This is a genomic window from Roseburia sp. 499, from assembly GCF_001940225.2.
In the GTDB taxonomy this organism is placed as follows: Bacteria; Bacillota; Clostridia; order Lachnospirales; family Lachnospiraceae; genus Petralouisia.
In genome coordinates this window covers 568,631-593,337 of the sequence record NZ_CP135164.1, presented here as the reverse complement: position 1 = coordinate 593,337, position 24,707 = coordinate 568,631, and the positions used below count along the sequence as shown (strand labels likewise).

The following is a 24,707-nucleotide window of genomic DNA, read 5'->3' as shown; positions in this document are numbered from 1 at the left end:
GTCAACTACTATAGATTTCCAGTATTTCTCGACAAATCGTGGTGATACGTTCTGCCACACTCTGAGGTTCCAATATCTTAGCTGCATTTCCAAAAGAAAGTACCACACCATACCAGAAAAATTCTTTTTCTGGTACATGAAAACAAAATTCAAAATCTCCATTTTCATATTCTTTTGTTACTTTTCCATTTAGATATTCCTTACATTTTGCCTTAATATGGGATTTTCCTAAAAGCTTTATTTCAATCGTCTCCTGTGCGGATTCTTTCCCTTCTGTATGTTCCATCTGCGCAAGTGCTTTTCTTAAGGAATGTTCTTGGGTATTCTGTCTTCCGGTCATGATAAGCTGTTCCATTCTCACCAGCTTGTACATGCAATAATCCATATATTTTTCGGAATATCCTATCAGATACCAGTTATACCATTTATAAACGACACCAACCGGCTCTGTCTGTACTTCCTTTCCTTCATTCGAATTGTTTGTATACTGGAATTGTACAATTCTCTTTTTCCTGACGGCTTCCTCTAATACCTTAATTTTTTCATTGATTTCTCTATTTTCATGGGCTACACTAAAATCTAAATTGAGTGTATTTTCCCCATTACCGGAAAGTAACTCTATTTTATCTATGGTTTTTTGTATACTTTTATCTGCATAGGCACTGGCAAGGCCTTTCAGCGCCGTCAAGATAAATTCATAATCCTGACCATCTGCCATCTGTTTTTCCAGAATATAAGTATCCAGAATCTTATATCCTCCCTCTATGCCACAAGTGGATTGAATAGGAATTCCCGCCTGACACAAGGTATCCATATCCCGCATAATTGTTCTGCTCGACACTTCAAACTCTTCTGCCAGCCTTTGTGCTGATGTTTTTCCATGTCTTAATAGATAAATCGTAATTCCCATGAGACGATCGATTTTCATATGTCCTCCTTTTCTTCCCCATAATAACAAACAAACTATGACATCATTATGTCATAGTTTAGATAAAAAATATATATGAAATTTATTAAAGGTGCCCCCAAAGTCATAAATGACTTAAGGAACACCCTTTTCATGGAGCTGCTTAAATCTGCTCCGGCATAATGATCGCTGCAACGATATATGCAATAATTCCGGTTGTTGTACATCCTAACAATACGAACAGCAAGCGAATGATAGTTGGGTCTATATTAAAATATTCTCCTATTCCTCCGCATACTCCGCAAAATACTCTGTTTGTTCTTGACTTAAATAATCTCTTTGGTTCCATATTCTCATCTCCTTATTTTTTAAATTCTACACTAACTTCGCCAACTCCACAGTCAATCTCTACCTTCTTGCTACCGCCTGAGATATTCTTTGTTGTTCCGAGACCGCTATAACTACTGTGACCAATTTCAACATCACCAACTCCACAGTCAATGCTATAACTATAATCTTCTTCTGTACCTGCTAATGTCACACTTAAGCTTCCGACACCACAATCCAAAAATACTTCATCCGCACTGGCATACTCTATATCAATTTCTCCAACTCCTGCATTTAACTCTATTTTTTCTGCACTTACTTTAGCAAAATCAATTTCTCCGGCGTCCACTTCTGCATATAATTTTCCAGACACTTGTAAATCTTTGTTAATTACACATTCTCCTGCCCCTACTACTACACTACACTCTTTTGCATTTAAAGCATGATTCAATGTAATCTCTCCTGCTGAATTCTCTAACTCCACTTTCTCAAATTCCATATTTTTCGGAATCTGTATGCTTATGTGTACATTATCATTATTTACCAATCCCCATGAACTCTTATCTTCAATTTCTAAAGTAGTTCCATTCTTTTCTACATTAACCTTGCGTTTTGTATTCGCTTTTCGATATGTTACTTCTACATGAATTCCCTGATTTTCCTTCGCTTCCTCTACTTCTATAGTGCCACACTCTCCAATGAGTTTTAAATTCTGAATATCAGCACATTCGTCCGTAGAAAAATCATATTTTTCCGTAGTTCCATCAATCCAGGATTCCCAGTCATCATCCCAATTATTCCAACTCCATGCATTATTCCAGTGCTCACTCCAATTGCCAAAATTTAGTTGAAACACACCTTTACTTATCATTTCCGGAATGGAGGAATAATGAAATCCTATTCCGGCACCTACTGCACATAAGGTAAAGCCAAAAACCATAAATACTAATGCTATAATCAATGCTCCTTTTGTAAATTTCTTCATTCTGCTTTCCCCCTTCCAGAAAATGCTCTTCTAAATAATGATATAATTCCTTTTATCAACCATGGTAAAAATCTACCGTAAAGCCAAACACAACCTATGGTTGCCAATATTGCCAATGCAAATATTAAAAATCCTGCGCCACCTAATGCAGTTCCTGCTGCAACATTACCAACTACTAACTGGCTAATTGCAACACCCGTTACTGCCGCACCTGCAATATACAAAGAACCTGCTATTGCAATCGCTGCTATTGCAATTCCGAGTAATCCGCCTGCAAGCCCCAATGCTCCTCCAAAGAGACCTCCAACTGCGCCAACCCAAATTGGGCTGGTAAGTATCGCTATAATTACAATCAGTACAATTTTTCCTGCTCTATCATTGTTTTCCTGTTTTGCAGAAGATTCATTCCGAACTCCCATCTCTTGTTTCTCTGTAAAACGTTCATCCTGATATCCCTGCTCTGTATAGGTTCCAGCTTCGCTTTCTTCACCTTTTCCCATTCCCAAATCTGCCTTAATGGTCTGTGCCACCTTCTCCGGGGATTCCAATTCTCTTAGGATTCTTTCCTCATTTTCTTCCCCTGCATCTTCGAAGTAGCTGTAATAATAATCCAGCGCTTCTTTCTTTTCTTCTTCTGATACATCACTTAATAAGTTTTCTAATTGCTTCATAAATTCTTCTCTGCTCATGCCGACTCTCCTTCCGAAAATAACATTGTAATTTTAGAAGAATAATTTTTCCACTCTGTCCGGTACATATCCAACTGGACAACTCCTCTTTCCGTTATCTTATAGTACCTACGATTTCTTCCGCCACATTCTACATCATATGCCTCAAGACAATCATCCTTTTGAAGTCGCCGTAATACGGGATATAATGTGGACTCGGATACCTCGATTGCCTGCCGGACATCCTGGGTGATTTTGTAGCCATATGTGCCTTCCTCTTCCTTGCAAACAACTGCCAGTACAATGGCATCCAGAAGAGCTGCACCTGTATTAAATACCATGCCATCACTCCTTATCCTTATGAAATATTATTTATTGTACATTACTATTTGAAATGTATTACTATTTCTTAATCAATACTATACATCGTATAATATTATTTGTCAACAATTATTTTCTTAACTTAACCTTAAAAATACCACTGAACCGTCTTACACGATTCAGTGGTATTCTTATCATTTTAATATCCTATCTATTCTAATGTCTTATTTACAAATACTCTTGCATTCTCAAAATCTGTTTCATTGGGATGAAACAACGCTTCATCAAAATTCTGTAGCATCTTTTTACGCCATGTTTCTTGCGTTGGATCTTCCATAGGGATTTCGTACTTCTCTCTCACCTGCATTGGCATCTTTCCCTGACACATGAACGTGCCAAGATATTCACAGTCATCAGGTATCCATACACTGACTTTCTGCTCAATGGCCTTGTAATAATTTACATCTCCACCAAAACCACAGGTTCCGAATAGTGCAATCTTTTTTCCGTGAAGTTCCGAAATAAGATCTATCACAGACATATCACAGCTTCCACGATTTGTCCAGAAACCCACAAAAAATGTATCCGCATCCTTTCCGGTATACTCCTCTATGCTCTGCATATCCTTAGACATTCCAGGCAATGCACTAAAAATCTCTCTGGCAATCTGCTTGGTATTCCCCGTCCTACTGGAATAAACTACCATATAATCCATAATCAAAGACCTCGTTTCATTATCAATAATATCTATAAGGCATTCCACCGCAGCATAAACCGCCGCCTCCACAACACATGTTGCAAATCAGATTTGCGATACAGAGTTTCATACAAAAGCTTCCGCTTCCGCCCATGCCACTTCCATAATTCTGTCGTTGTCCCTGATACCAACTTCCACCGTTCTGAAGTTGTGCATACAGCTGTCGATATTCCTGATTCCCCGGCTCCATCTGCATTGCCTTTTCCGCATATTCTAATGCCGCAACATTATTTCCCATTCCGGAATTGGCAATGGCACTTAAATAATACCAATGGGCATCCCTCTTGTTCATACTGTTAAGCACATTCAACGCTTCCTTATAATGTCCACTTCGAATATAATTTGCCGCAGCCTGTTTATAGGTACTTTCTTCATCCGTTCCACTGGTTCTACTTTGTCCCTGATTGCCTCCAAAACCACCGAAAAAGTCTCCAAAACCGCCAAAATCCCAATAACTTCCACCGCCGTATTGAGAAGACTGCCCACCATAGCTACTCTGTCCATATCCATTTTGCCCATAACCACCAGAAGTTCCATGCTCTTTCTCATACATAATCTGCTGGTATGCCTGCTGAATCTCCTTAAACTTCTCTTCTGCCTGTTCCTTATTCGGATTGTTAATATTGGCATCAGGATGATATTTTCTACTTAATGCGCGGTATGCCTTTTTTATCTCTTCATCTGTAGCATTTCTGCTTACTCCAAGCACCGCATATGGATCATACATATAAATTCCTTTCCGCTTTACGCTGGTATATTTTTCTCTACTTTCTGCTGTTGTCTCTTATTTTTTACCATTTCATAACGACACCAGACACCTGAATATAAAATATTTCTCAAAATCTCTGTATTATCTACAATAGGAAGCCGTTCAAAACTCTTGGAACATTCTGCCATCATCATAGTCAGAATCTTTCCCGCATTTTCTTCAAAATCCTCTTGCTGTTCCCATTGGAAAAACGGATTATAATTCCCCTTTTTTCTATCCTTCTCTAAATCTTCATAGGCATCCATCAAATAAATGAACTTTCCAAGGAAAAATCCCATACGTCTGAGTTCCTTTGCCCATTCATCTTCACGCCATGCGAAAATCTCACTCATGATTTCACCAAAATATCCGGCAACCTCATCGATATCCGTTGAATTTTTGGTCTCGCACTCTTGAATCTTGGATAGCATCTCTTTCATGACCTCTGCCTTATGAGGGTATTTCTCTGCAATCCGTTTACACCGTCCATGCAGGGCACCCGCCATAAGTCTCTTATTTACCTTATGCTCATCCTGCCAATCATCCATACACTTATAATAGGATAATAACAGATTCATATCTGCTGCATATTCTGTAAACTCATTGCTTCTGGTGGGATGCTTTTCAAAAGGATGCGCAATACATTTGCACGCACTCTGCTTCGTATCCGTCTCATATAAACTCGTCAAAAGTAATATTACAAAGGTCATATCATAGCTTAAAGTCAACTGACCGCGCTTTCCATATCTCTCCTTCAGTTTCTGACAAAATCCACAATAATAAGACTGATACAAATCAAATTCCTTAAATTTCATTTCCTGTTTATTTACAATAATATATCCAAACATACAAAAACTCCCAAAGGATAAAATATTTTCTGAATACTATTCTAATCCTTTGGGAAAAAATTTCAATTAACAAACAGGAAAGAATTTATAAAATCTTTATAAATTCTCTAATTCTGCTAACTGTGCCAACCAGACATTTCCGCTGGCATCACTTGGCATACGCAAATCTCCTCTTGGAGATACTGCTACCGTACCGACCTTTGGACCATCCGGTAAGCAGGAACGCTTGAATTGCTGAGAAAAGAAGCGTCTTACAAAGATTTTCAACCATTTTAAAATAACATCCTTTTCGTAAGTTCCTTCAAATGCCTTCAATGCAAGACGATATATTTTCTTTGGTCCAAAACCGGAACGCAACATATGATACAGGAAAAAGTCATGAAGCTCATAAGGCCCCACAATATCCTCTGTCTTCTGTGAAATTTTTCCTTCTTCCGGTGGAAGTAATTCAGGACTTACCGGTGTATCCAATACATCTAACAAGATTTCCTCTAACTTTTCTTCCTGACAGGTATCTGCATAATACTGCACCAGATGCCGCACCAATGTCTTTGGTACAGAAACATTTACCCCATACATGGACATATGATCTCCATTATAAGTTGCCCAACCTAATGCCAGTTCCGACATATCGCCGGTTCCAATTACCATACCATTCTCTTTATTTGCAATGTCCATAAGAATCTGAGTACGTTCTCTTGCCTGACCATTTTCATAGGTCACATCATGACAGCTTTCCTCTTGTCCAATGTCTCTGAAATGAACCCTTACCGCATCTTTAATATCCACTTCCAGAAAATCTGCATTCAGGCACTTAATTAGATTTACTGCATTATCATAAGTACGGTCTGTCGTTCCGAATCCCGGCATCGTCACTGCCTTAATCCCCTTACGGTCGATTCCTGCCATATCAAATGCCTTTACGGTCACCAATAAAGCCAACGTAGAATCCAGACCTCCGGAAATTCCAATAACAGCGCATTTGCATCCGGTGTGTTCCAGACGTTTTTTCAGTCCCATGGACTGAAGCATCAAAATCTCTTCACAACGCTTTTGTCTTTCTTCTAATCTGCCGGGTACGAAAGGTGCCGGGTCAACAAATCGTGTTAAAGTCGTCTCTTCCAATTTTAACGGAAATATAACTTCTCGGTAAGTTCCGGGGTTTCCTTCAAAAGTAGACATTCTTCTTCGCTCTGCGTTAATCTTTTGGATATCAATTTCAGAATACACCGATTCATTACAGAACCGCTTTGCAGATGCCAGAAGGCTTCCGTTTTCTGCAATCATATTGTGTGCGGAATACACCACATCCTGCGTAGATTCTCCTTCGCCTGCACTGGCATACACATAACCACACAACAGCCTTGCAGACTGCCCGGTAATCAGACTTTCCCGATAAATATCTTTTCCTGTGATTTCATCACTTGCTGACAAATTCACGATTAAATTTGCTCCTGCCAACGCATGAGAAATACTTGGTGGATTCGCCACCCATACATCCTCACAAATTTCTGCTCCTACCTTTAATTCCGGCATGGATTCCGGTGAAAACAGAAGATGACTTCCCATAGGTACCGTAATCTCCTCTGTAAGACGTACCTCTACCGGTTCTTCCATCCCCTTTGCAAAATGGCGTGCTTCATAAAACTCATTGTAATTCGGAATATGCGTCTTTGGCACCAATCCCAAAATTCTTCCCTGACATAAGGCTGCCGCCACATTATAAAGATTCCCATTCCAGGATATTGGAAGTCCAACAAATACCAGCATATTCTTTCCATTGGTGTCTGCTGCAATCTTTAAAAGCTCTTCTTTTGCACTTTTCAAAAGAGTTTCCTGTAAAAACAAGTCTCCACAGCTATAACCGGTAATGCAAAGTTCTGGAAATACTACAACTACCGCTCTTTTTTCTTCTGCTTCTCTTATTTTTTCAAAAATCACTTGTCCATTATATGCAGGGTCTGCCACTCGAACCTTAGGCGTAACGGCCGCTACTTTTATATACCCGTCTCTCACTTTATAATCTCCTTTAAATCTTCCGTGGTAAATACATAGTGCTTATCACAGAATTGACAGTTTACCTCAATTGGTTCATTATCATCAATCATTTCCTGAATATCTTTTCTTCCAATACTTGCAATCGCTCTGGTAACACGTTCCTTAGAACAATCACAATGATACTGTACCGGCATAGTCTCGTTAATTTCCAGACCAAATTCTCCCAAAATCTGTTCCAACAGACTTTCCGGTGTCGCTCCCTGTTCCAGCAAATCTGTTACAGAAGTTACTTCTGCCACCTTTTTCTCTAATCTGTCAATAATTTCATCATCGGTAAAAGGCATTAACTGGATAATAAATCCACCTGCCTGTTTTACTGTATTATCCTTATTCATTAAAACACCTAGTCCTACCGCAGATGGTACCTGTTCGGAAGTTGCAAAATAGTAGGTCAAATCATCTCCGATTTCCCCGGTCTGTAACTGCACCTGTCCTACATAAGGTTCTTTCAATCCCATATCTTTGATAACACTTAAGACACCTAAATCAATCGCTCCGCCTACATCCAATTTTCCCTTGGCATTTGGTGGCAACATCACATCCGGCACCTGTGGATAGCCTTTTACATTTCCTTTGGAATCCGCTGTTACAGTCAATCCCTTTGCCGGACCACTACACTTAATCTGAAGGGTCAGTACATCCTTCTCTCCCTTCATCATGGCTCCCATCATGGCGCCTCCTGTCAACAGTCTTCCTAAAGCCGCCGTTATAATCGGGCTTGTATTGTGATAAATTCTGGATTGTTCCACTAACTCCTTTGATGTAATGGCAAAGGCTCTAATCTGATTCTCTGCTGCGGTTGCTCTTACAATATAATCACTCATGCTTTTTTCCTTTCTCTCTTGCTATCATATAAATACGCTCACTGTCTTCCCGAATACCGTCATGGGTAAATGCATCATATGCTGCTACAAACTCCATGCCAGCCTCCTCTAACAGCCTTTGTACGGTTTCCACTTCATATGCTCGCTGAAAATGGGTTTCTTCGTACTTTCGGTACAGTTCTTTTTCTTCTTTTATAAAAAGAGTTAAATCATATTGATTTATCTGCTCTTCTTCATCATAATAGTTATCCCAGATAAAACTTCCCTCTTCCCGATTCTCACAAATCGTAGTCTCACCCAGCAATTCCCTATACTTGTATATAGTATTCATATCAAAAATAAATATACCGCCCGGGTCAAGATAATTATTTACCAGTCGAAATACTTCCAATAAGTCTTCTTCCTCTAAAATATAATTCATGGAATCGCATATACTGACTACTGCTCTTACAGTCCCGTACAATTCAAATTCCCGCATGTCCTGAAGCAAATAAAGGATTCCCTCGTCTTCTTCTCCAGCCTCCATGGCAATCCGAAGCATTTCTTCCGAATTATCCACACCAATCATATCATATCCGGACTTTGCCAACAAACGGGTCATCTTACCTGTACCGCAACCTAACTCCAGTACTAATCCGTCCTCAATTCCATATTCTTTTAACAATCCTGTCAGATATGTATTCCATTCCTCATAGGGAACGTTATCCATAAACATATCATACACTTCTGCAAAACCCGTATATGCTTCCATTCTTACTCCTACCTTAATGCTTTAACACTGTATTTGGTTCCTGTTTCCCTTCCGGGCTGACGGCCTTTTTTATATTTTCAAAGTTATCACCACCGATATAATAATTCCATTCACCCTGTTCACTGCTATATTCCAAGTAAAGATAATCACGATTTGTTTCATATATCTTTACATTGGAAATTGCTCCATTTCCGCGAATAAATTGGATTTTGATACATTCTCCCTTCTTCACACCAGTCACATGACTCTTATGCTCATCATTCGTCAGATAATATTCCACACTCTTTAAGTTCTGTGCTGTCACAGAAATACTTTTCCCTTCATATTCTACTCGATTGGTAACCTCCGGTGATTCCATATCATATGACATTACCAGTGTAAATTCCTGATATCTTCGCATCTCCATAAAACTGTATACAATAAAACCAATTCCTACTGCGAGCAAAAGAATTGTAATCGCAATAATCACAGTCCCCTTACTTATCTTCCGTTTCGCTTTCATAAACTCTTCCTCCATTTCTTCTGTCCGTCACCTATATGCGCTATGTAACTAATACTAACAAGTTTATCCTAAAAAATCAAGTTTACGATTCTGTTAGTTTGTGTCAACATTTTATTGGCAACTTTCCATTCAATTTTTCTAAATGTTAATTCTTTAGTTTTTTTATAAAAGTGCTTTTGCAAAAACTCTTCTTGAAGCTGTCTGTATTGTATCACGAAGCGGTACATGCATATTTATCACATCCACATACGAATTCCCTTTTCCATCTTTCTTCGGTGCTTTTGCTGCACTCAACGTTGTGATGATTTCTGACATTCTGATGTTAAAAATCAGTGTTTCTGCATATCTGTTTACTGTTTCTACTAATTCTTTGTTTTCTTTCCGGTAAAGCAGTTTCGCCATGTTATTCGCTCCATTCACTGACCAGCGTTTCCTGTTACCTTTCATCCGTATTGTAATCACTGTACAGTTCTGGTTCTCCTGTACTCCCATATTTCCGTACCTCATTCCTTCCGGCGGTTCCGGAAGCTTGATATTCCGTTTCTGGTATGGAATCAACCCCTCTTTGTTGTTGTTCAGATACTGATACAGTTCCCTCGCTTTTTTTGCACGGCTGTCTTTCTCATCTCCTGTATCCACACTGTCTGCATATATACGGATATATTCCAGCATCTCATCCATCTTTTCTTCTTCAAATAATTTTTCCACTTCTCTGGCAGCTTCTTTGTCCCAATTCAGTTTCCTCTTTATTTCCTGGCGGATGTGGAAGCGGTCCAGCTGAAACACCGTCTCTGGTTCATATGGGTCTTTGATCCAACTTCCTCCGTCTCCGTTCAGTATACGGTATTCTATTTCGTCTGCACGATAGATGCTCCTGATCTGTGCCTCACGTTTTTCGTGAAATTCATTGCTTTTTTCCATTCCCGCAATGACTTTCTTTCCACACAGACGGCTTCCGGATTTATCTTCTTTTTCCCATCCTTCATAAATCGTTGCCACTTTCATTTCCTGCTTTGCGATTGATTTATGGTCTTTTCCCTGCAGACGCAGCCATACACCGTCCATTTCCTCAAAAAGTACTTTGATCTCACGGGTTCCTTCTGCTTCATCTGCATTCATCTTTTTTACCTGTAGTTTTTCCTCCTCGCTGACGCGTTCTCCAAGCTTTTGTACCAGTTTCCATGCTCCTCCGTGACTGATTGTCTGACCACTTGTACTGGATATGATATCTGCCGTTACACGGTATGGATTTTCTGTCACACAGGACGCTATCTTTTCTGCTAAATTAGTAGATATCAGACCTATCTTATCCATTTTCACTGCTTCATCCAAAAGATACACATATGCCTTGTGACCTTCTTCGTCCTCCGTCTGGTAAACATGACGGTCATATGTTACATTTCCATATACTGTTTTTATGGTAGTGGTACGACAGCCTTTATCTCTGTATTTCTTTGTGTCACGGCTGTCATGAAGCTCTCTGTCATAATCCTCCAGTATAATCTGGGTCATCTCTACTGCAACATCACAGACATATGCAAAAATTTTCTTCTCTAACTCCTTGAATGTTACTGATTTTTCCTCTACAATAGATTTCATCATACAGTCTCCTTTACGTGTTTTTCTCGACAATTAACATCATAAAGAAAAACTGTATGATTGGGAAGTAGGGATTTTTATCTCTGCTTCCTTTTTAGGTTTACATAACTATTTCACCCGATTTTCTTGCCAATAAAAATTATACACTAACATTCTGTTACATTTCCCAAACTCCCTTGATTATTTTCATCAAAAACCGTATACTATGGTTATCATTAAAATATAGGAGTTTCTATGACTGAAAATTACGACCACTATATATCAAAACATATTAAAAACGTATATAAAAGAAGACTGTTGTCTCCTATTATTTATCTGGTAATTCTGTTGATTTTGTGGATTATTTTACCTTTACACCATCTTTTGTTCCCACAGAAAATCACCAGTGTTTCCGACTTAAGTAAACATCAGAGACAAAAAGATTCTTATGTTCAGACTAATTTGAAGGATTTATATTTTACCGGATATACAAACACCCTTCTTGGACAGAAAACAGGCTATTACTATTACACCATGTGGGATGATAAATGTGTCATTGTTCTGTTATCTCCAAAAACCTGTGAAGAAGGACTTCCCAAGATAGAAGCTGCTCACATACGTGGACGAGTTCTTTCCGGAAACAAAGCCTTTCACACTCTGTTAGATTCTCTGGCAGACGATTTGAACTGGACTTCTAAGGGTATTTCCAGCAAAATCAGCCCTTACATTATCAGCGAACCAGCCTTTAAGTCCATTCCAAGTACTACACTTATGGTTGTTTATTTTTTAACAGGACTTTATGCTCTGATTCGACTGGTTTTAGATACGCTTTATATCTTTTTCCCGGTTCTTTCTCCACCATGCCGTCAGCTTTCACGCTTCGGCAAGCCTTCTGTCCTATTGGCACAAGCAGAAGAAGAATTGGCTACCTTACCACAGTTGGCTACTGAAGATATGTTTATTACAGAGCATTATTTTATTGAACTTGCTAATTATGGAACTGCCATTGTTCCAATTCAGGAAATGATATGGATATACAAGCACTCCACATTGCACAAATTCCTTTGGTATCACTTCAGCATTTCCTATACACTGCATATCACGGCAAACAAATACCTGTATATTCAGTGTCCGAAAAACATGAAATCTGATATTGATGGTATTATGGATTACCTTGCAGAAGCAAATCACAATATTCTAGTTGGATTCAATGAAGAAAACCGTTTAAAAGTTCAAGAAATGCAAAACCATGGATTACAATTTGATAAGCTGATTGCTTTTTTAAAAAGAAGAATTTAATCTTCTCGCCCTGTAAAAGTTTCTCTTGCTTTTACAGGGCGAATATTTTATAATGCAGTAGCAAACCTTTTAATGTGGACAGTTCGAAACCATCCTGTCCGGGTCATGCGTTTTTTACACATGCCCCAAATCAAAACTAGGGACGACAATTACTGTAACTATGATTAATTGTATCGTTGTGAAACATTGGAGGTGGACATTATGAATAAAAGAGAGTTTTCCAAAACACAAAAGCTTACGATATCGGCCATGGTTATGGCCCTTTATATTGTAACACTTTACTTTACACAAAGTTTTTCTTTTGGCGCATACCAGATTAGAATTGCAACATCTATGTATGCACTATCTTATTTTTGTCCGTTCTTAGTTTTACCCCTTGGTCTTGCAAACTTTATAGCAAATACACTTTTTGGCGGTCTGGGACTTCCCGATATGATTGGCGGCTGTCTGGTAGGAATTGTAACATCCGGTATTATTGTACTAATACGCAATTTCCATTTACCCAAACTTTTCATCGTATTACCAATCACATTCATCCCGGGACTTTGCGTACCCATCTGGCTTTCTTACTTGCTGCATCTCCCCTATCCAGCACTTGCAGTAAGCCTTTGCATCGGTCAGATTGTACCTGCAATCTGTGGAACTGCAATCGTTTTATTATTTGAAAAACAATTTTTAAAATTAACACAACAAGGAGATATTTTATGAGTACCGGAAGAAACAAAGAAGAACTTGAAACCGTCACTATGCTTGGAAATCAAAAGGTAAAATATCCGGACGATTATGCACCGGAACTGTTAGAATGGTTTCCCAACAAACATCCGGACAATGACTATTTTGTAAAGTTTAACTGTCCCGAATTTACCAGTCTTTGCCCGATTACCGGACAACCTGACTTTGCCACCATCTATATTTCCTATATTCCGGACAAAAAAATGGTGGAAAGCAAGTCCTTAAAGCTTTATTTATTCAGTTTCCGTAATCACGGCGATTTTCACGAAGACTGTGTAAATATTATTATGAAAGATTTAATCAAACTGATGGAACCAAAATACATAGAAGTTTGGGGGAAATTCACTCCAAGAGGCGGTATTTCCATTGACCCCTACTGTAATTATGGAAAAAGAAATACAAAATGGGAAGATGTGGCATTTAGACGTCTGTGTGAACATGATATGTACCCGGAAAAGGTGGATAACAGATAATGGAAAAAGCATTAATATTATTCAGCGGCGGCGTTGACAGTACCACTTGTCTTGCACTAGCCATAGAACGATTTGGGCAAGAAAACGTAGAAGCCTTAAGCATCTTCTACGGTCAAAAGCACCAAAAGGAAATTGAAGCTGCCAAGAAAATTCTTTCTTATTATGGTATCACTGGTATGGAGCTTGACTTGTCAGCTATGTTTAACTTTAGCAATTGTTCCCTGCTTACTCATTCAAACACAGATATTCCACATGAATCCTATGAGGAACAACTGAAGGTTTCTGACGGAAAACCGGTATCTACCTATGTGCCGTTTCGAAATGGTTTGTTTCTTTCAGCAGCTGCAAGCATTGGTCTGTCAAAACATTGCTCTTATATTTATTACGGAGCTCACAGAGATGACGCTGCCGGAAACGCCTATCCTGACTGTAGCGAAGACTTCTTTACAGCTATGAACAAAGCTGTATTTGAAGGTTCCGGAAAGCAAATTCAATTAGTTGCTCCCTTTATTGGCAAAAACAAAGCCCAGATTGTCAAAGAAGGTCTGCGTCTGCATGTCCCTTACGAATTAACTTGGAGCTGTTATGCCGGTGAAGAACAGCCTTGTGGTACCTGCGGTACCTGTATTGATCGTCGCCGTGCCTTTGAACTAAATGGTGTAAAAGACCCTGCTGTTCTATAAGTAGATTTTTATCAATGAAAGACCCTCTTATTTATCAGCTTTTAAACTAATAAATAAGAGGGTTTTCCTTACCATTTCAATCGTCTCAAACGCTAAAACAAATTCTTAAAGAAATCTATAATAGACTGGAAGAATTCAATTACTCTATCAAGAAATCCTCCGGCATCCATAGATTCTAACTTATCATATAAGGATTGTGCCTGGCTCATAATCGTATCTAAATCCAAATCCAAATCTTTAATCTTCATCAACAAAGAAATCAATTGATCAATTTCATCCTGTGACAGAGTAATATCAAACTCCTCACACGCGTCCTCTATTGCCTCTTGAATCTCTTTTTCAGAATCCAGACCCTTTTCAATGATAACTTGCTTCAAATATGCTAACAACTCTTCTGCCTTTTCAGAGTCCCCTACAATCTGTGCAATATCACCGGTCAACACTAATTCGTTCAATGCCGCATCCATGCTTTCCTCGGATACTTCTTCGCCGGTCATAACAGAATAAGCCTTCAGTGCCCCTACCAATGCTGCTGTACCGGAAATTGGTGTCGGACCTGCAACGATAATGTCTGCATCTGTGATACCTGCAGTTATTAACGCATTTTTATACATACCAATGGTACAGTAAGAAATATTCTTTGTGGTAATATTGATTCCATGTCCTTCTTCTCTTTTTACTACAAGAACAGAAGACAACGACTTGGTTCCAATTTTATCTGAAGAAACGTATTCTCCCAGATACTTATGTTCTTCCTCATTGGTTACATAAATTACGTCATATTCATCAAGTTCTGCCGGATTGATTCCAAGAAGTTCTAAAACAGTTGCCTGTTGCTGTGCAGTCAAATTAGCGCCCAATGCAAGATATGGTTTATCCTCTTTTGTAATAGGCTCCGTTACCTCACCCTGCTGTTCTAATGCTCCGGTATCTACACTGTTACCCGCATTTGTTTCCTCTTCCTTGGTATCTGTTGGCTGTTCCGTCGTTGTTTCGTTATTCGTTGAAGTGTCTGTCTGAACATCCTTTGCTTCTTCTTGAGTTTCTGCTTGCTCCTGTACAGCTTGCTCTGTTTCTGCTTCTTCCTGATTTGCAGGTTCTCCCTGTGTCTCTGTATTTTCCTGTGTCTCTGCTGTCTCTGTTGCCTGTACACTTATTGAAGATGTAAATATCATCACTCCTGCCAGACATAAACTTATCCACTGTTTGATATGATTTTTCATGTTGTCCTCACTTTCTGTCTTTATGCTAATTCTATATGCACCTTCATCCATGCATAGATGTCTTCATATACTTTTTCTCTGTCAAGTTCATTTAAAATCTCATGACGATCGGTAGGATAAAGCTTCCATGTAATATCCTCTATCCCCGCCTTTTCATATGTCTCATAAGCTTCTTTGACTCCTGCGCCATAATTTCCAACCGGATCATCTTCTCCTGCCACAAAAAATAAAGGCAGTTCTTTGGGAATTGCATCAATGTTTTCCGGTTGATTTATGTAATGAATGGTATCGAAAAGGTTATAAAAACCATTCAAGGTAAAGATAAAGGTACATCTTGCTTCGCTGTTATAAGTCTTTACCATATCCTTATCCTTTGTAAGCCATGCGTTAGTTCCTTCCGCTTCAAATCGCTTATTATTCCCTGAAAACGCCAGATTGTTTACCAGTTTGCTTCGATGATTCCATCCTCGGAAAAATGCCAGAAACTTGCACACCCCTTTTCCAAACTGTACCGCCTTATCCGGCTGGCTTCCTGTTCCCATAATAATGGCTCCCCAAAGATTCTGTCCGTATTTTGAAAGGTACTTTCTCAGAAGAAATGACCCCATACTGTGTCCCAACATAAAATAGGGAATATCCGGATATTCCTTCTGGATCATAGTACGCAGTGTATTCATATCCTCTATTAGAATATCACTTCCATTCTTCGGTGCAAAATATCCCCAATATTCGTGTGATGCAACAGAAGCACCATGTCCCAGATGGTCATGTCCTACTACCATAAACTCCTTTTGGGTCATATATTCTGCAAAGGCATCATAGCGTTCTACATATTCCACCATTCCATGAGTAATCTGGAGAATACCTTTCATCTTCCCTGTATCCGGTTCCCATTTTACAGCATGAATTTTGGTTCCCCTGTCTGCAGATAAAAATTCAAATGTACTCTTTTTCATCGCCTCGCCTATCCTTTCTCACCTTATTTTTCTGCCATTTCCAACTTAGCAGCCTTAATCTGCTCTCTGATTTCCTCCTGTCCATCCTTTAGCCGTTCCAAAGCATCCTGCTGTTTCATAAAGCTTTCGCCTGCCTGTTCCATGGCGTCAGTTGCTAATGCATACTGTCTTACCAACTCCTCTTCTTTTGCTGCAGTACCTGTAATCTCCTCTTCTAGTTGTTTTACTTCCGGACTAAAATTCTGTATGTCTGAATGTTCCATCCGATATATACTATCTGCAAATTCTTTTGTAGTCTTTCCCATGCGTACATTATTATCCTTTAACAAGCCATTTAAATGTACTACCTGGTTTTGAGTTTCCTCTAACTTTTCATTTATTTTTACGATTGCCTCCTGAAAAGAAGCTGTCATCTGCTGATATTGCCCTGCCAGTTCCCGTACCTCTTCTGCCGCTGCCACAAATTCTTTCCCGCTTTCTCCCATACGTCCTGCTTCAATGGCTGCATTCAAGGAAAGAACTCCCATCTGCCTACCCATATCATCCAATTCCTCTATACGAGCCGTAATGCCTTTTAATTCTTCCTGCAGTTCTGTAGGAACTTTACTTAAGAACTCTGCCGGGGCTGTAAAGTGCTTATTCTGTTCTACCGTTTCCAGCATATTCTCCTTCTGCTGCTTCAATTCTTCCACAATCTTCCAATAACAAGTTTCAGACTGTTCCAAGCCACTTGAAATTCTACGTACTTCTTCCTGAATCCTGCTATTTTTCTGTCGTTGCTCCTCTGTATGATCTGACGCACAATTTACCGCATCTATTACTCTTGTCAACTGCTGATCCATCTTCTCCTGACTATTTTTTAAAGTGTCCAGCCTTTCATCTGTATCCCGCTGTTTTGCTGTAATCTCTGCAAACACTTGAGAATAGCGATCCAACATCACCTGTCTGGATAACAGTTCTTTTTCTAATTCTCTTGTCTCATCCTGTTTCTTTCGTCCACCAAACATTTGCCTGCCCCTTTCTACAATCTTCCTATGTAAGTATAACACCATTTTCCTGAAATCAGCAATAATTCTTCACGATTATTTGTAAACTTTCCCTACCATTATACTCATTAACTTCCGGATAATATACAAAAGACGCTCTCATCTCCTGTTCCCCACATTTTTCTCTGTAGTAGGAAATCATTTTCTCTGCATCACCAAAATATACAGCATCTATTTTTGTTCCTCCCTGGCTTTCGACCCTCATCTTGCATACATTTTGATTTTTCCCAAATATCCGCATAGACAATATCCGTATATTTTTGTCTGCAAACACCGGCTTTTCATTTGCTTTTCCAAAAGGCTCTAGTATTTTCAATTCTTCAATCAATTCCTTCGATATGTAATCCAATGGCATAGGTACATCTATCATAATCTTAGGCAACAAATCTTCTTCTGTAAGTGAAGCCTTTTCATTTATCTGGCGCCGAAAAACCTCCACATTTTCCTCTGGCATAGAAAGCCCTGCTGCCATAGGATGCCCCCCGAATTTTGTGAACAAGTTGCTGCACTTTACCATTTCATCATACATAGAATAACTTTCAATGGAGCGCCCGGAGCCCTTCACTCCTTCTTCCCCTTTTGTCAGCACAAATACGGGACGGTTATACTGTTCCCGAATTCTGCCTGCAATAATTCCTGCCAAACTTTCATGACACTCCGGCAGATAAATAACCAGCACTTTATCCTTTTTTATGTCAGACTGTTCCACCTGCTCTTTCGCCTGTTCTACTCCTGCCTCTGTCAATTCCTTTCTACTTGCATTCAAGTCATATAAATCCGCCGCACAACTTGCTGCTTCCGCTTCGTTGGAAGCTAATAGAAGTTCCAATGCCCTCTTTGCCGTATCCAAACGCCCACTGGCATTCAGACAAGGACCTAACACAAACCCTATATGGTAGGACTTAATCGTACCTGGTTCGATATTATTTTTTGCTGTTAATGCCCGCATTCCATAATTGGAGGTCTGATTCAATCTCTTTAATCCCTCTTTGACAATAATACGGTTCTCTCCCGATAAATCCATCACATCTCCTACCGTTGCAAATGCCGCATTTTCCAGAAACTCCATAGCTTCAGATTCTTTTTGCCCCTCTGCCTGGTATAACACTTGAACCAGTTTAAAAGCTACAGCTGCTCCACACAGACATTTATTTGGATAAGGGCAATCCTCCTGCTTGGGATTTACAATCGCATCTGCCTCCGGCAAAAAATATCTTTTTTCTCCCATTTCATTTTCTTCATAGGGCACCTCATGATGATCTGTAATAATAACGGTCATACCAAACTGTTTTGCTAATGCCAACGCTTCCGTTGCTGCTATTCCATTATCACAAGTCAATATTGTATCTACACCATCCTCTTTTGCCTTCTCTATCAATCGGTTATTTACACCGTATCCATCTGCAATTCGATCCGGTATGGCATAATCTACGCTTCCGCCTAACTTTTTTAGTGCAGAATACAAAATATAAACGGACTGTACACCGTCAATATCGTAATCTCCAATAATCCTGATTTTCTTCTTTTCTGCTATTTTCTCTTTCAAAATGGAAACGGCCTTTTGCATATCCTTCATTTTTTCCGGCGAATACAAGTCCGCAACTGTTCCATTCAAATATTTCTCTATTTCACTTTCTTCTACAATATCTCGGTTTCGTATAATTCTTGCTGTTACCTGGTCAATACCGAACCGCCCTGCAATTTCTTTAAAATCTGCCCTTTTGGCAGCTACATACCATTTTTCCATTTCTATTCATTTTTCCTATTCTTCTAATACTCTACGCTCTGCAAAGTCAATCCCTTTGCCGGCATTGTAATCCCTGCATTTTCTCTCTTTTTATTTGATAAAATTTCTCCTATCTCTTCTGGCTTTCGTTTCTTCATTCCTGCTTCCACCAGAGTGCCTACTATAATTCGCACCATGTTATGAAGAAATCCATTTCCGGTTATACAGACATCCACTTCCTGCCCTTTTTGTAAAATATCAATCTTGTAAATGGTACGCACTGTAGACTTCTTTTTACTATGATTTGTACAAAACGCCGCAAAATCATGAGTTCCCTCTAAACAAGCTGCTGCCCTCTTCATGGCTGCCAAATCCAAAGGTTCTTCTATCGTATACATCCATTTTCGTTCAAATACATTTGGCATATTGCTATTAAAAATTCGATACATATATGTCTTTTGTTTTGCAGAAAGTCGCGCATGAAACCGCTCCGGCACTTCCTCCATTTCCACCACTCCAATATCTTCCGGTAGATAGTGATTTACATACGCCAACATCTGTGGAATCGTCATATCAACTGCTAAATGCACACTTGCAACCTGCCCTACGGCATGCACTCCCGCATCTGTTCTGCCTGATCCCTGTAATTCTACCTCTTTTCCCTCCATTTGAGAAAAAACAGCGTTCAACTTCCCTTGAATGGTAATATCCGTACTCTTCTGGCTTTGCCAACCCTTATAACGGGTTCCGTCATATTGTATGGTTAATTTATAATTTTTGTTCACATTATACTTCCTTTTCTATTATGATTTACCGCACTTGCATCATAGCAAAATGTAATGACTTTTTCAAGGAATTATGCTAAGATATAAACAACTATATTGGGTAGGGAAAGGGGCTTTTTATGGATCCATTAGCATTGGTTTCTATTTTAAAAAATCATACTGTTTTTATTCAGACACATAACTTTCCGGACCCGGATGCTATTTCCAGTGCATTCGGTCTGCAGCAGTTCTTAAACTATTATGGTATTGAATCTTCTTTATGCTATGATGGACGAATCGATCGCCTAAGTTCTAAAAAAATGTTAGATACGTTTGGCATCACTATGTTCTCCAAAACAGAACTTTCTCATATGAAAGAATCCGATTTTATCATACTGGTAGATTCCCAGAAAAAAAACAGCAATGTAACTGACTTTATTGGTGAGGAAATAGCATGTATCGATCATCACCCTACTTTTTTCCCATATAATTATGAATACAGTGACATTCGTCTTGTTGGTGCCTGTGCCTCCATTATAGCCTCTTATTACTATGACACGAAAACTCCTATGTCACCAGCGTGCGCAGCAGCTCTTGCCTATGGTATCAAAATGGACACAGCAGACTTTACCCGTGGCACTACCCGTTTGGATACGGACATGCTCTCTTTTTTATTCCCACTGGCAGACTGGAATCTGGTCACTCATATGTACTCTAATACTATGGAATTTAATGACCTTCGTGCTTATGGTGCTGCTATTCAGAACATCCGCATCTATGACCGCACCGGATTTGCGTATATTCCATTTAACTGTGCACAGGCATTAATTGCCATTATTTCTGATTTTATTCTATCTTTGGATGTTGTAGATATTGCAATTGTATATGCAATGCAGACAGATGGAATCCGTTTTTCCATTAGAAGTGAAGAAAATCGTATTCATGCAGGTAATCTGATTGCTCATACCTTAAATGGGCTGGGAAGTGGCGGTGGTCATCCTTCTATGGCCGGTGGAATCATTCCAAAAGATCATTTTCATCTTCTTGGTGAAAATCTCCACAACAGCATCCACACTTTATTTATGAATGCCATTGCGGAGATGATGAAAAACACGCCACAATAATTTTTAATCTGCAAAACGATAATCGTTTTTCGTAGTTCGCTTTATTGTATATAAAGCCTGATCTGCTTCTTTTATAATTTCACCAAATTCCTGCTTCTTTTGAATATTCTCACGCAATACAATTCCCATGGAGCAGGAAACTTTTTTGTTTTCCGGTACTTCTACCTTTTCTCCCAAAAACTCTTCAATCATTGGGATAAAACTCTGTGCTTCCTGAATCTTTTTCCTAATCTGTTTTACGATTCTCTCTGTACTTTCACGTTCCGCACTCAAAAGAACAACCAAGAATTCATCACCACCAAATCTGGTAGCAAATCCATTACTCCTAGATACCTTCTTCAAGATGGCTGCAATTTCTTTTAAGACCATATCTCCTACATCATGTCCAAAGGTATCATTATAATACTTGAAGTTATCCAAATCCAGATAAATCAATGCCATATCCAAACCATGCTTTTCTTTTAAACAAATGTCCAACATATTCTCTATGTTTTGGAAAAATCCATCCCTATTGTACAATCCCGTTAGGAAATCGGTTATTGCCGAATGTTCCAATTTTGCATTTATCTTCTGAATCTTTTTATTATTCTCCAACTTTGCTAACGCATCCAAAAGTTGTTGGAACACCAGTGTATACATATTATAATCACTTTCATCCAACATATATCGGTTGATTGGTGAACTCCAGTTATCTTTCATCAATATGTAGGTAACAAAAATACTGTCCAACTTTTCATTTACATAAAACGGCGTACAAAGCATAGAACATACCTTACTTGCGCCAAACAAAGAGATTACACGGTGATACTCATTGTAATTTGCCTGCAACTTAGAAGTAACAAATCCACTTCTATGTCTGGTAAAGTATTTTTCTAGTATAGGAAGCATCTTGTCACTTAATGGAATTGGAGTATTTTCATATAGAATCTGTGGTTTGCCATTATAATACTTAATGAAAATAATTCCATCCAAATTAGCATTTATAGAAAATACACTCAATGCATTCTCTACCAGTTCTGCCCGTTCCTTACCATCTATGGCAATGATTTTCTGCCAGATGGTAAGAAAATCCATCTGCCTTTTCATGTCCTGATAATCTCGCACAATTCCAGCCTGCTTAATTACCTGCGTAATTTCTTCTATCGTAAGCTTTTGAAGTTTCAAATCATAACGATTTGTAATACTATTCTTTCCTTCTAATATATTCTGAAGTTGAATTGCTTTTTGAACGTTTTTATGTTTTTTGGCATAATCAAGTGCTAACTCTAATTCTTCCCGTGCCTGTTCCAGCTTCTCCATTTTGTTATAAAGATTCGCCTTTGCAACATGAAACTGAATATAACTGAAAAACTGAAAACCTTTCGAACGCTCTGCATAAATATCCGCCGCTTCATAGCATTTCAACGCTTCTTCATACAGTTCTTCCTCTGTATCAATCAATCCTTCTACATAAAAGCTCAGGAAAATATCATCATCACACAGCGTAAAAGAAGGGTCGATATTATTCTTTATTGCCTCTTGATCCTTTTCTAGAATGTGACTCAGGAACTGTTTATTACTCTTTAAGTAAACCTTCGCATTATATATCATATTCAACCGAAAACTACATAGTGCCAACAGTCCGAACAACTTGGAAATATTGCATACACGAAGGTCGTTCAACTTCTTTTTCTGGACAATCTTAAGACATAATTTTAAATATGTATAAGCAGACTCAAAATCTTCTGCTAAAAGGCAGTTCAAGGCCATATTATAGAAGGTTTCCCCCATATAATCTACCCGTTCCAAATCGTAGAACAATTTTAATGCCTTATTATAGCACTCATTCGCCTTTTCATACTTTTCCATAGCACAACTATTGTATCCTAATCCGTTGTAAATATTTGCCATGGCAAATGGGTCGCTTTCTTTTACCAGGTCCTTCCACTTATAATAGTAGTAATCTGATATCTCAAACAATCCATGTACTGAGGCTATCATAATATTTTTTCGATAAGCCTCTACTAACAGATACTGATTATCTATTTTTTTCGCTAACTCCAAGCCCTTCCGATAATGGACCAGACGTTCTTCAATTCCGGTAGTTCCCTGGAACAATTCTTTTGAATTATCATAGGCATATATATATGTATACGCCAAATGATTCCAATACTTATATTCTTCGGCTTTCTCTAAAAATTCCGGCTCAATTTCCACATCATTGGCACAAAATAGAATATTATGCCATCCGGACATCCTTGCCATAACCTCTAATAGTTGTGCTTTAAATCCATAGAAATCATTTTTCATGGATTCGGCACTCTCACTACATTTCTTCGCACAGGAAATAGCTTCTTTTAAATTTCCACTATACATCTGTGTCATCCCAAGAAGATAATAATACAGATACTCGCCTTCCTGCTGCTCATGCTGCCACTTCACACTTTGCAGATTCTCACAAACCATTAACGCATTAGGAATATCGTCTGCCAATATGGACACTCTTGCGTACAACTCTAAAACCTGGAACTTATCTGTTTCCTTCAGATAAAGATTTTCCATCTCAATCTTACGATAAAGAATCTGAAGATAATACTTCGCCTGTTCCAAATCCAATGTTTCATACATATTGTGAAGCTGCTTCAAATACTGTGAGATATGATTTGCCTCAAAATGAAATACTGCAGCTTCCTCTTCTGCCGCACCTTGATTCATCATCATTTCTCCATTGATGACACATCCATTTTCCTCTAACAGTTCTGTATATTCATCCCATACCGTAGCCATATATGCCGGCACTGTATGAAGACTATTATATGCCAAAAGTGCACAAAAGTTCTCATTTTCATCATACTCAAAAAGATGTTTCATCAATGTAACCGTAGAACTTCCAGCCAGATGAAATCCATTCAGTACAAGCAAAAACGGTCTTCTACGAGAACAGTACAACATTACCTTAATTAGAGAATCCACCATACGTTCCTGTTCATAAGACACTTCACTTAGGATTACTTCTTCCTGTCTCTGACAGATTCCAGTTTCCATATAGGACTGAATCAATTCTCTCTGCTGACTATAAACACCACATTCTTCCAGAAATTCTTTTACTGTCATTCCTTTCGAATTCTGTTTGTAAAGTTCTTTTATCAGTGTTAGAAATGGTTCATAGGCATCTGGCATGTCATTTTCATAAAAACTGTGATAAAACACATAAATTTCCGGATATTGTTCTTGAATCTTCCCAATATCTTCTGGCAGAATATCAAATCTATTATAATGTTTGATTGCAAGATAGTTATTTCTTTTTCTCCCAATACCGGAAATCAATGTGTGTATAAAACTATCAACATAGTTTAAATATTTCTCCCTCACACCGCTTCCTCCTTCTCCTTTGTTACCTTTCTTTTTCCCCTAATAACATTATATCT

24 protein-coding genes are annotated in these 24,707 nt (G+C 38.7%); 5 read left to right on the top strand and 19 right to left on the bottom strand.

Annotated elements, in window-relative coordinates; translation table 11 throughout:
- Position 1: 1 nt before the first annotated feature.
- The 13 genes from BIV20_RS03055 to BIV20_RS02995 form a co-directional block, all read right to left on the bottom strand.
- Positions 2-928 carry a helix-turn-helix transcriptional regulator gene (locus BIV20_RS03055; protein ID WP_075717943.1) on the bottom strand — a complete coding sequence of 309 codons (927 nt, stop codon included), beginning with the start codon at positions 926-928 and terminating at the stop codon, positions 2-4.
- Positions 929-1,070: 142 nt separating this feature from the next.
- Positions 1,071-1,256, bottom strand: coding sequence for a PspC domain-containing protein (locus BIV20_RS03050; RefSeq protein WP_075717941.1), 186 nt, complete (start codon positions 1,254-1,256; stop codon positions 1,071-1,073).
- A 12-nt stretch (positions 1,257-1,268) separates the two neighbouring features.
- The gene (locus BIV20_RS03045) at positions 1,269-2,219 is read right to left on the bottom strand and encodes a DUF4097 family beta strand repeat-containing protein (RefSeq protein ID WP_075717939.1); all 951 of its coding nucleotides are present in this window, start codon (positions 2,217-2,219) and stop codon (positions 1,269-1,271) included.
- Positions 2,216-2,908, bottom strand: a complete 693-nt coding sequence (locus BIV20_RS03040; RefSeq protein ID WP_075717937.1) for a DUF1700 domain-containing protein — start codon at positions 2,906-2,908, stop codon at positions 2,216-2,218. Before BIV20_RS03040 ends, BIV20_RS03045 begins: the two co-directional genes overlap by 4 nt.
- Positions 2,905-3,228, bottom strand: coding sequence for a PadR family transcriptional regulator (locus BIV20_RS03035; protein WP_075717935.1), 324 nt, complete (start codon positions 3,226-3,228; stop codon positions 2,905-2,907). Before BIV20_RS03035 ends, BIV20_RS03040 begins: the two co-directional genes overlap by 4 nt.
- A gap of 191 nt (positions 3,229-3,419) precedes the next feature.
- Positions 3,420-3,923, bottom strand: a complete 504-nt coding sequence (gene bilS, locus BIV20_RS03030) for a flavodoxin family protein BilS (protein WP_075717933.1) — start codon at positions 3,921-3,923, stop codon at positions 3,420-3,422.
- Between the two features lie 22 nt (positions 3,924-3,945).
- On the bottom strand, positions 3,946-4,692 hold the full coding sequence (locus BIV20_RS03025) for a DnaJ domain-containing protein (protein WP_075717931.1): 747 nt from the start codon (positions 4,690-4,692) through the stop codon (positions 3,946-3,948).
- A gap of 17 nt (positions 4,693-4,709) precedes the next feature.
- Positions 4,710-5,561: a DUF5685 family protein gene (locus BIV20_RS03020; protein WP_075717929.1), complete on the bottom strand. Its 852-nt coding sequence runs from the start codon at positions 5,559-5,561 to the stop codon at positions 4,710-4,712.
- Positions 5,562-5,657: 96 nt separating this feature from the next.
- Positions 5,658-7,577: an NAD(+) synthase gene (locus tag BIV20_RS03015; protein WP_075717927.1), complete on the bottom strand. Its 1,920-nt coding sequence runs from the start codon at positions 7,575-7,577 to the stop codon at positions 5,658-5,660.
- Positions 7,574-8,443: an Hsp33 family molecular chaperone HslO gene (gene hslO, locus BIV20_RS03010; protein ID WP_075717925.1), complete on the bottom strand. Its 870-nt coding sequence runs from the start codon at positions 8,441-8,443 to the stop codon at positions 7,574-7,576. Before hslO ends, BIV20_RS03015 begins: the two co-directional genes overlap by 4 nt.
- The gene (locus tag BIV20_RS03005) at positions 8,436-9,194 is read right to left on the bottom strand and encodes a class I SAM-dependent DNA methyltransferase (protein WP_075717923.1); all 759 of its coding nucleotides are present in this window, start codon (positions 9,192-9,194) and stop codon (positions 8,436-8,438) included. The genes hslO and BIV20_RS03005 overlap by 8 nt, the downstream gene beginning before the upstream one ends.
- 13 nt (positions 9,195-9,207) lie before the next feature.
- On the bottom strand, positions 9,208-9,696 hold the full coding sequence (locus BIV20_RS03000) for a hypothetical protein (protein ID WP_075717921.1): 489 nt from the start codon (positions 9,694-9,696) through the stop codon (positions 9,208-9,210).
- Between the two features lie 162 nt (positions 9,697-9,858).
- Positions 9,859-11,298 (bottom strand): ISLre2 family transposase, encoded by a 1,440-nt coding sequence (locus BIV20_RS02995; RefSeq protein ID WP_075717919.1) that lies wholly within the window; start codon positions 11,296-11,298, stop codon positions 9,859-9,861.
- A gap of 231 nt (positions 11,299-11,529) precedes the next feature.
- On the opposite strand from BIV20_RS02995, the gene BIV20_RS02990 reads away from it, so the two are divergent.
- The 4 genes from BIV20_RS02990 to queC all read left to right on the top strand — a co-directional run bounded on the left by BIV20_RS02990 (position 11,530) and on the right by queC (position 14,461).
- Positions 11,530-12,573 carry a DUF6709 family protein gene (locus BIV20_RS02990; protein WP_075717917.1) on the top strand — a complete coding sequence of 348 codons (1,044 nt, stop codon included), beginning with the start codon at positions 11,530-11,532 and terminating at the stop codon, positions 12,571-12,573.
- A 201-nt stretch (positions 12,574-12,774) separates the two neighbouring features.
- Positions 12,775-13,281, top strand: coding sequence for a QueT transporter family protein (locus BIV20_RS02985; RefSeq protein ID WP_075717915.1), 507 nt, complete (start codon positions 12,775-12,777; stop codon positions 13,279-13,281).
- Positions 13,278-13,778: a preQ(1) synthase gene (queF, locus tag BIV20_RS02980; RefSeq protein WP_075717913.1), complete on the top strand. Its 501-nt coding sequence runs from the start codon at positions 13,278-13,280 to the stop codon at positions 13,776-13,778. The genes BIV20_RS02985 and queF overlap by 4 nt, the downstream gene beginning before the upstream one ends.
- Positions 13,778-14,461: a 7-cyano-7-deazaguanine synthase QueC gene (gene queC / locus BIV20_RS02975; protein WP_075717911.1), complete on the top strand. Its 684-nt coding sequence runs from the start codon at positions 13,778-13,780 to the stop codon at positions 14,459-14,461. The genes queF and queC overlap by 1 nt, the downstream gene beginning before the upstream one ends.
- Before the next feature lie 92 nt (positions 14,462-14,553).
- On the opposite strand, the gene BIV20_RS02970 is transcribed toward queC, so the two are convergent.
- Genes BIV20_RS02970 through truA form a run of 5 tightly spaced genes read right to left on the bottom strand, consistent with a single transcriptional unit; the run spans position 14,554 to position 20,197 of the window.
- Positions 14,554-15,735: a DUF1002 domain-containing protein gene (locus BIV20_RS02970; RefSeq protein ID WP_143524486.1), complete on the bottom strand. Its 1,182-nt coding sequence runs from the start codon at positions 15,733-15,735 to the stop codon at positions 14,554-14,556.
- Positions 15,705-16,640 (bottom strand): alpha/beta fold hydrolase, encoded by a 936-nt coding sequence (locus BIV20_RS02965; protein ID WP_075717909.1) that lies wholly within the window; start codon positions 16,638-16,640, stop codon positions 15,705-15,707. The genes BIV20_RS02970 and BIV20_RS02965 overlap by 31 nt, the downstream gene beginning before the upstream one ends.
- 23 nt (positions 16,641-16,663) lie before the next feature.
- A complete protein-coding gene (locus BIV20_RS02960) occupies positions 16,664-17,647 on the bottom strand; it encodes a methyl-accepting chemotaxis protein (protein ID WP_075717907.1) in 984 nt (327 codons plus the stop codon).
- 55 nt (positions 17,648-17,702) lie between these two features.
- Positions 17,703-19,433 (bottom strand): single-stranded-DNA-specific exonuclease RecJ, encoded by a 1,731-nt coding sequence (recJ, locus tag BIV20_RS02955; protein WP_075717905.1) that lies wholly within the window; start codon positions 19,431-19,433, stop codon positions 17,703-17,705.
- A gap of 23 nt (positions 19,434-19,456) precedes the next feature.
- Positions 19,457-20,197 carry a tRNA pseudouridine(38-40) synthase TruA gene (truA, locus tag BIV20_RS02950; protein WP_075717903.1) on the bottom strand — a complete coding sequence of 247 codons (741 nt, stop codon included), beginning with the start codon at positions 20,195-20,197 and terminating at the stop codon, positions 19,457-19,459.
- Between the two features lie 119 nt (positions 20,198-20,316).
- Here truA and BIV20_RS02945 point away from each other — a divergent pair, with 119 nt between their 5' ends.
- On the top strand, positions 20,317-21,300 hold the full coding sequence (locus tag BIV20_RS02945) for a DHH family phosphoesterase (protein ID WP_075717901.1): 984 nt from the start codon (positions 20,317-20,319) through the stop codon (positions 21,298-21,300).
- Positions 21,301-21,303: 3 nt separating this feature from the next.
- On the opposite strand, the gene BIV20_RS02940 is transcribed toward BIV20_RS02945, so the two are convergent.
- Positions 21,304-24,651: a tetratricopeptide repeat-containing diguanylate cyclase gene (locus tag BIV20_RS02940; protein ID WP_075717899.1), complete on the bottom strand. Its 3,348-nt coding sequence runs from the start codon at positions 24,649-24,651 to the stop codon at positions 21,304-21,306.
- Between the last annotated feature and the right edge of the window lie 56 nt (positions 24,652-24,707).

Coding starts and splice junctions, on each gene's coding strand:
- BIV20_RS03055 (WP_075717943.1), bottom strand. CDS start 928: ATGAAAATCGATCGTCTCATGGGAATTACGATTTATCTATTAAGACAT.
- BIV20_RS03050 (WP_075717941.1), bottom strand. CDS start 1,256: ATGGAACCAAAGAGATTATTTAAGTCAAGAACAAACAGAGTATTTTGC.
- BIV20_RS03045 (WP_075717939.1), bottom strand. CDS start 2,219: ATGAAGAAATTTACAAAAGGAGCATTGATTATAGCATTAGTATTTATG.
- BIV20_RS03040 (WP_075717937.1), bottom strand. CDS start 2,908: ATGAGCAGAGAAGAATTTATGAAGCAATTAGAAAACTTATTAAGTGAT.
- BIV20_RS03035 (WP_075717935.1), bottom strand. CDS start 3,228: ATGGTATTTAATACAGGTGCAGCTCTTCTGGATGCCATTGTACTGGCA.
- bilS (WP_075717933.1), bottom strand. CDS start 3,923: ATGGATTATATGGTAGTTTATTCCAGTAGGACGGGGAATACCAAGCAG.
- BIV20_RS03025 (WP_075717931.1), bottom strand. CDS start 4,692: ATGTATGATCCATATGCGGTGCTTGGAGTAAGCAGAAATGCTACAGAT.
- BIV20_RS03020 (WP_075717929.1), bottom strand. CDS start 5,561: ATGTTTGGATATATTATTGTAAATAAACAGGAAATGAAATTTAAGGAA.
- hslO (WP_075717925.1), bottom strand. CDS start 8,443: ATGAGTGATTATATTGTAAGAGCAACCGCAGCAGAGAATCAGATTAGA.
- BIV20_RS03005 (WP_075717923.1), bottom strand. CDS start 9,194: ATGGAAGCATATACGGGTTTTGCAGAAGTGTATGATATGTTTATGGAT.
- BIV20_RS03000 (WP_075717921.1), bottom strand. CDS start 9,696: ATGAAAGCGAAACGGAAGATAAGTAAGGGGACTGTGATTATTGCGATT.
- BIV20_RS02995 (WP_075717919.1), bottom strand. CDS start 11,298: ATGATGAAATCTATTGTAGAGGAAAAATCAGTAACATTCAAGGAGTTA.
- BIV20_RS02990 (WP_075717917.1), top strand. CDS start 11,530: ATGACTGAAAATTACGACCACTATATATCAAAACATATTAAAAACGTA.
- BIV20_RS02985 (WP_075717915.1), top strand. CDS start 12,775: ATGAATAAAAGAGAGTTTTCCAAAACACAAAAGCTTACGATATCGGCC.
- queF (WP_075717913.1), top strand. CDS start 13,278: ATGAGTACCGGAAGAAACAAAGAAGAACTTGAAACCGTCACTATGCTT.
- queC (WP_075717911.1), top strand. CDS start 13,778: ATGGAAAAAGCATTAATATTATTCAGCGGCGGCGTTGACAGTACCACT.
- BIV20_RS02970 (WP_143524486.1), bottom strand. CDS start 15,735: ATGGATGAAGGTGCATATAGAATTAGCATAAAGACAGAAAGTGAGGAC.
- BIV20_RS02965 (WP_075717909.1), bottom strand. CDS start 16,640: ATGAAAAAGAGTACATTTGAATTTTTATCTGCAGACAGGGGAACCAAA.
- BIV20_RS02960 (WP_075717907.1), bottom strand. CDS start 17,647: ATGTTTGGTGGACGAAAGAAACAGGATGAGACAAGAGAATTAGAAAAA.
- recJ (WP_075717905.1), bottom strand. CDS start 19,433: ATGGAAAAATGGTATGTAGCTGCCAAAAGGGCAGATTTTAAAGAAATT.
- BIV20_RS02945 (WP_075717901.1), top strand. CDS start 20,317: ATGGATCCATTAGCATTGGTTTCTATTTTAAAAAATCATACTGTTTTT.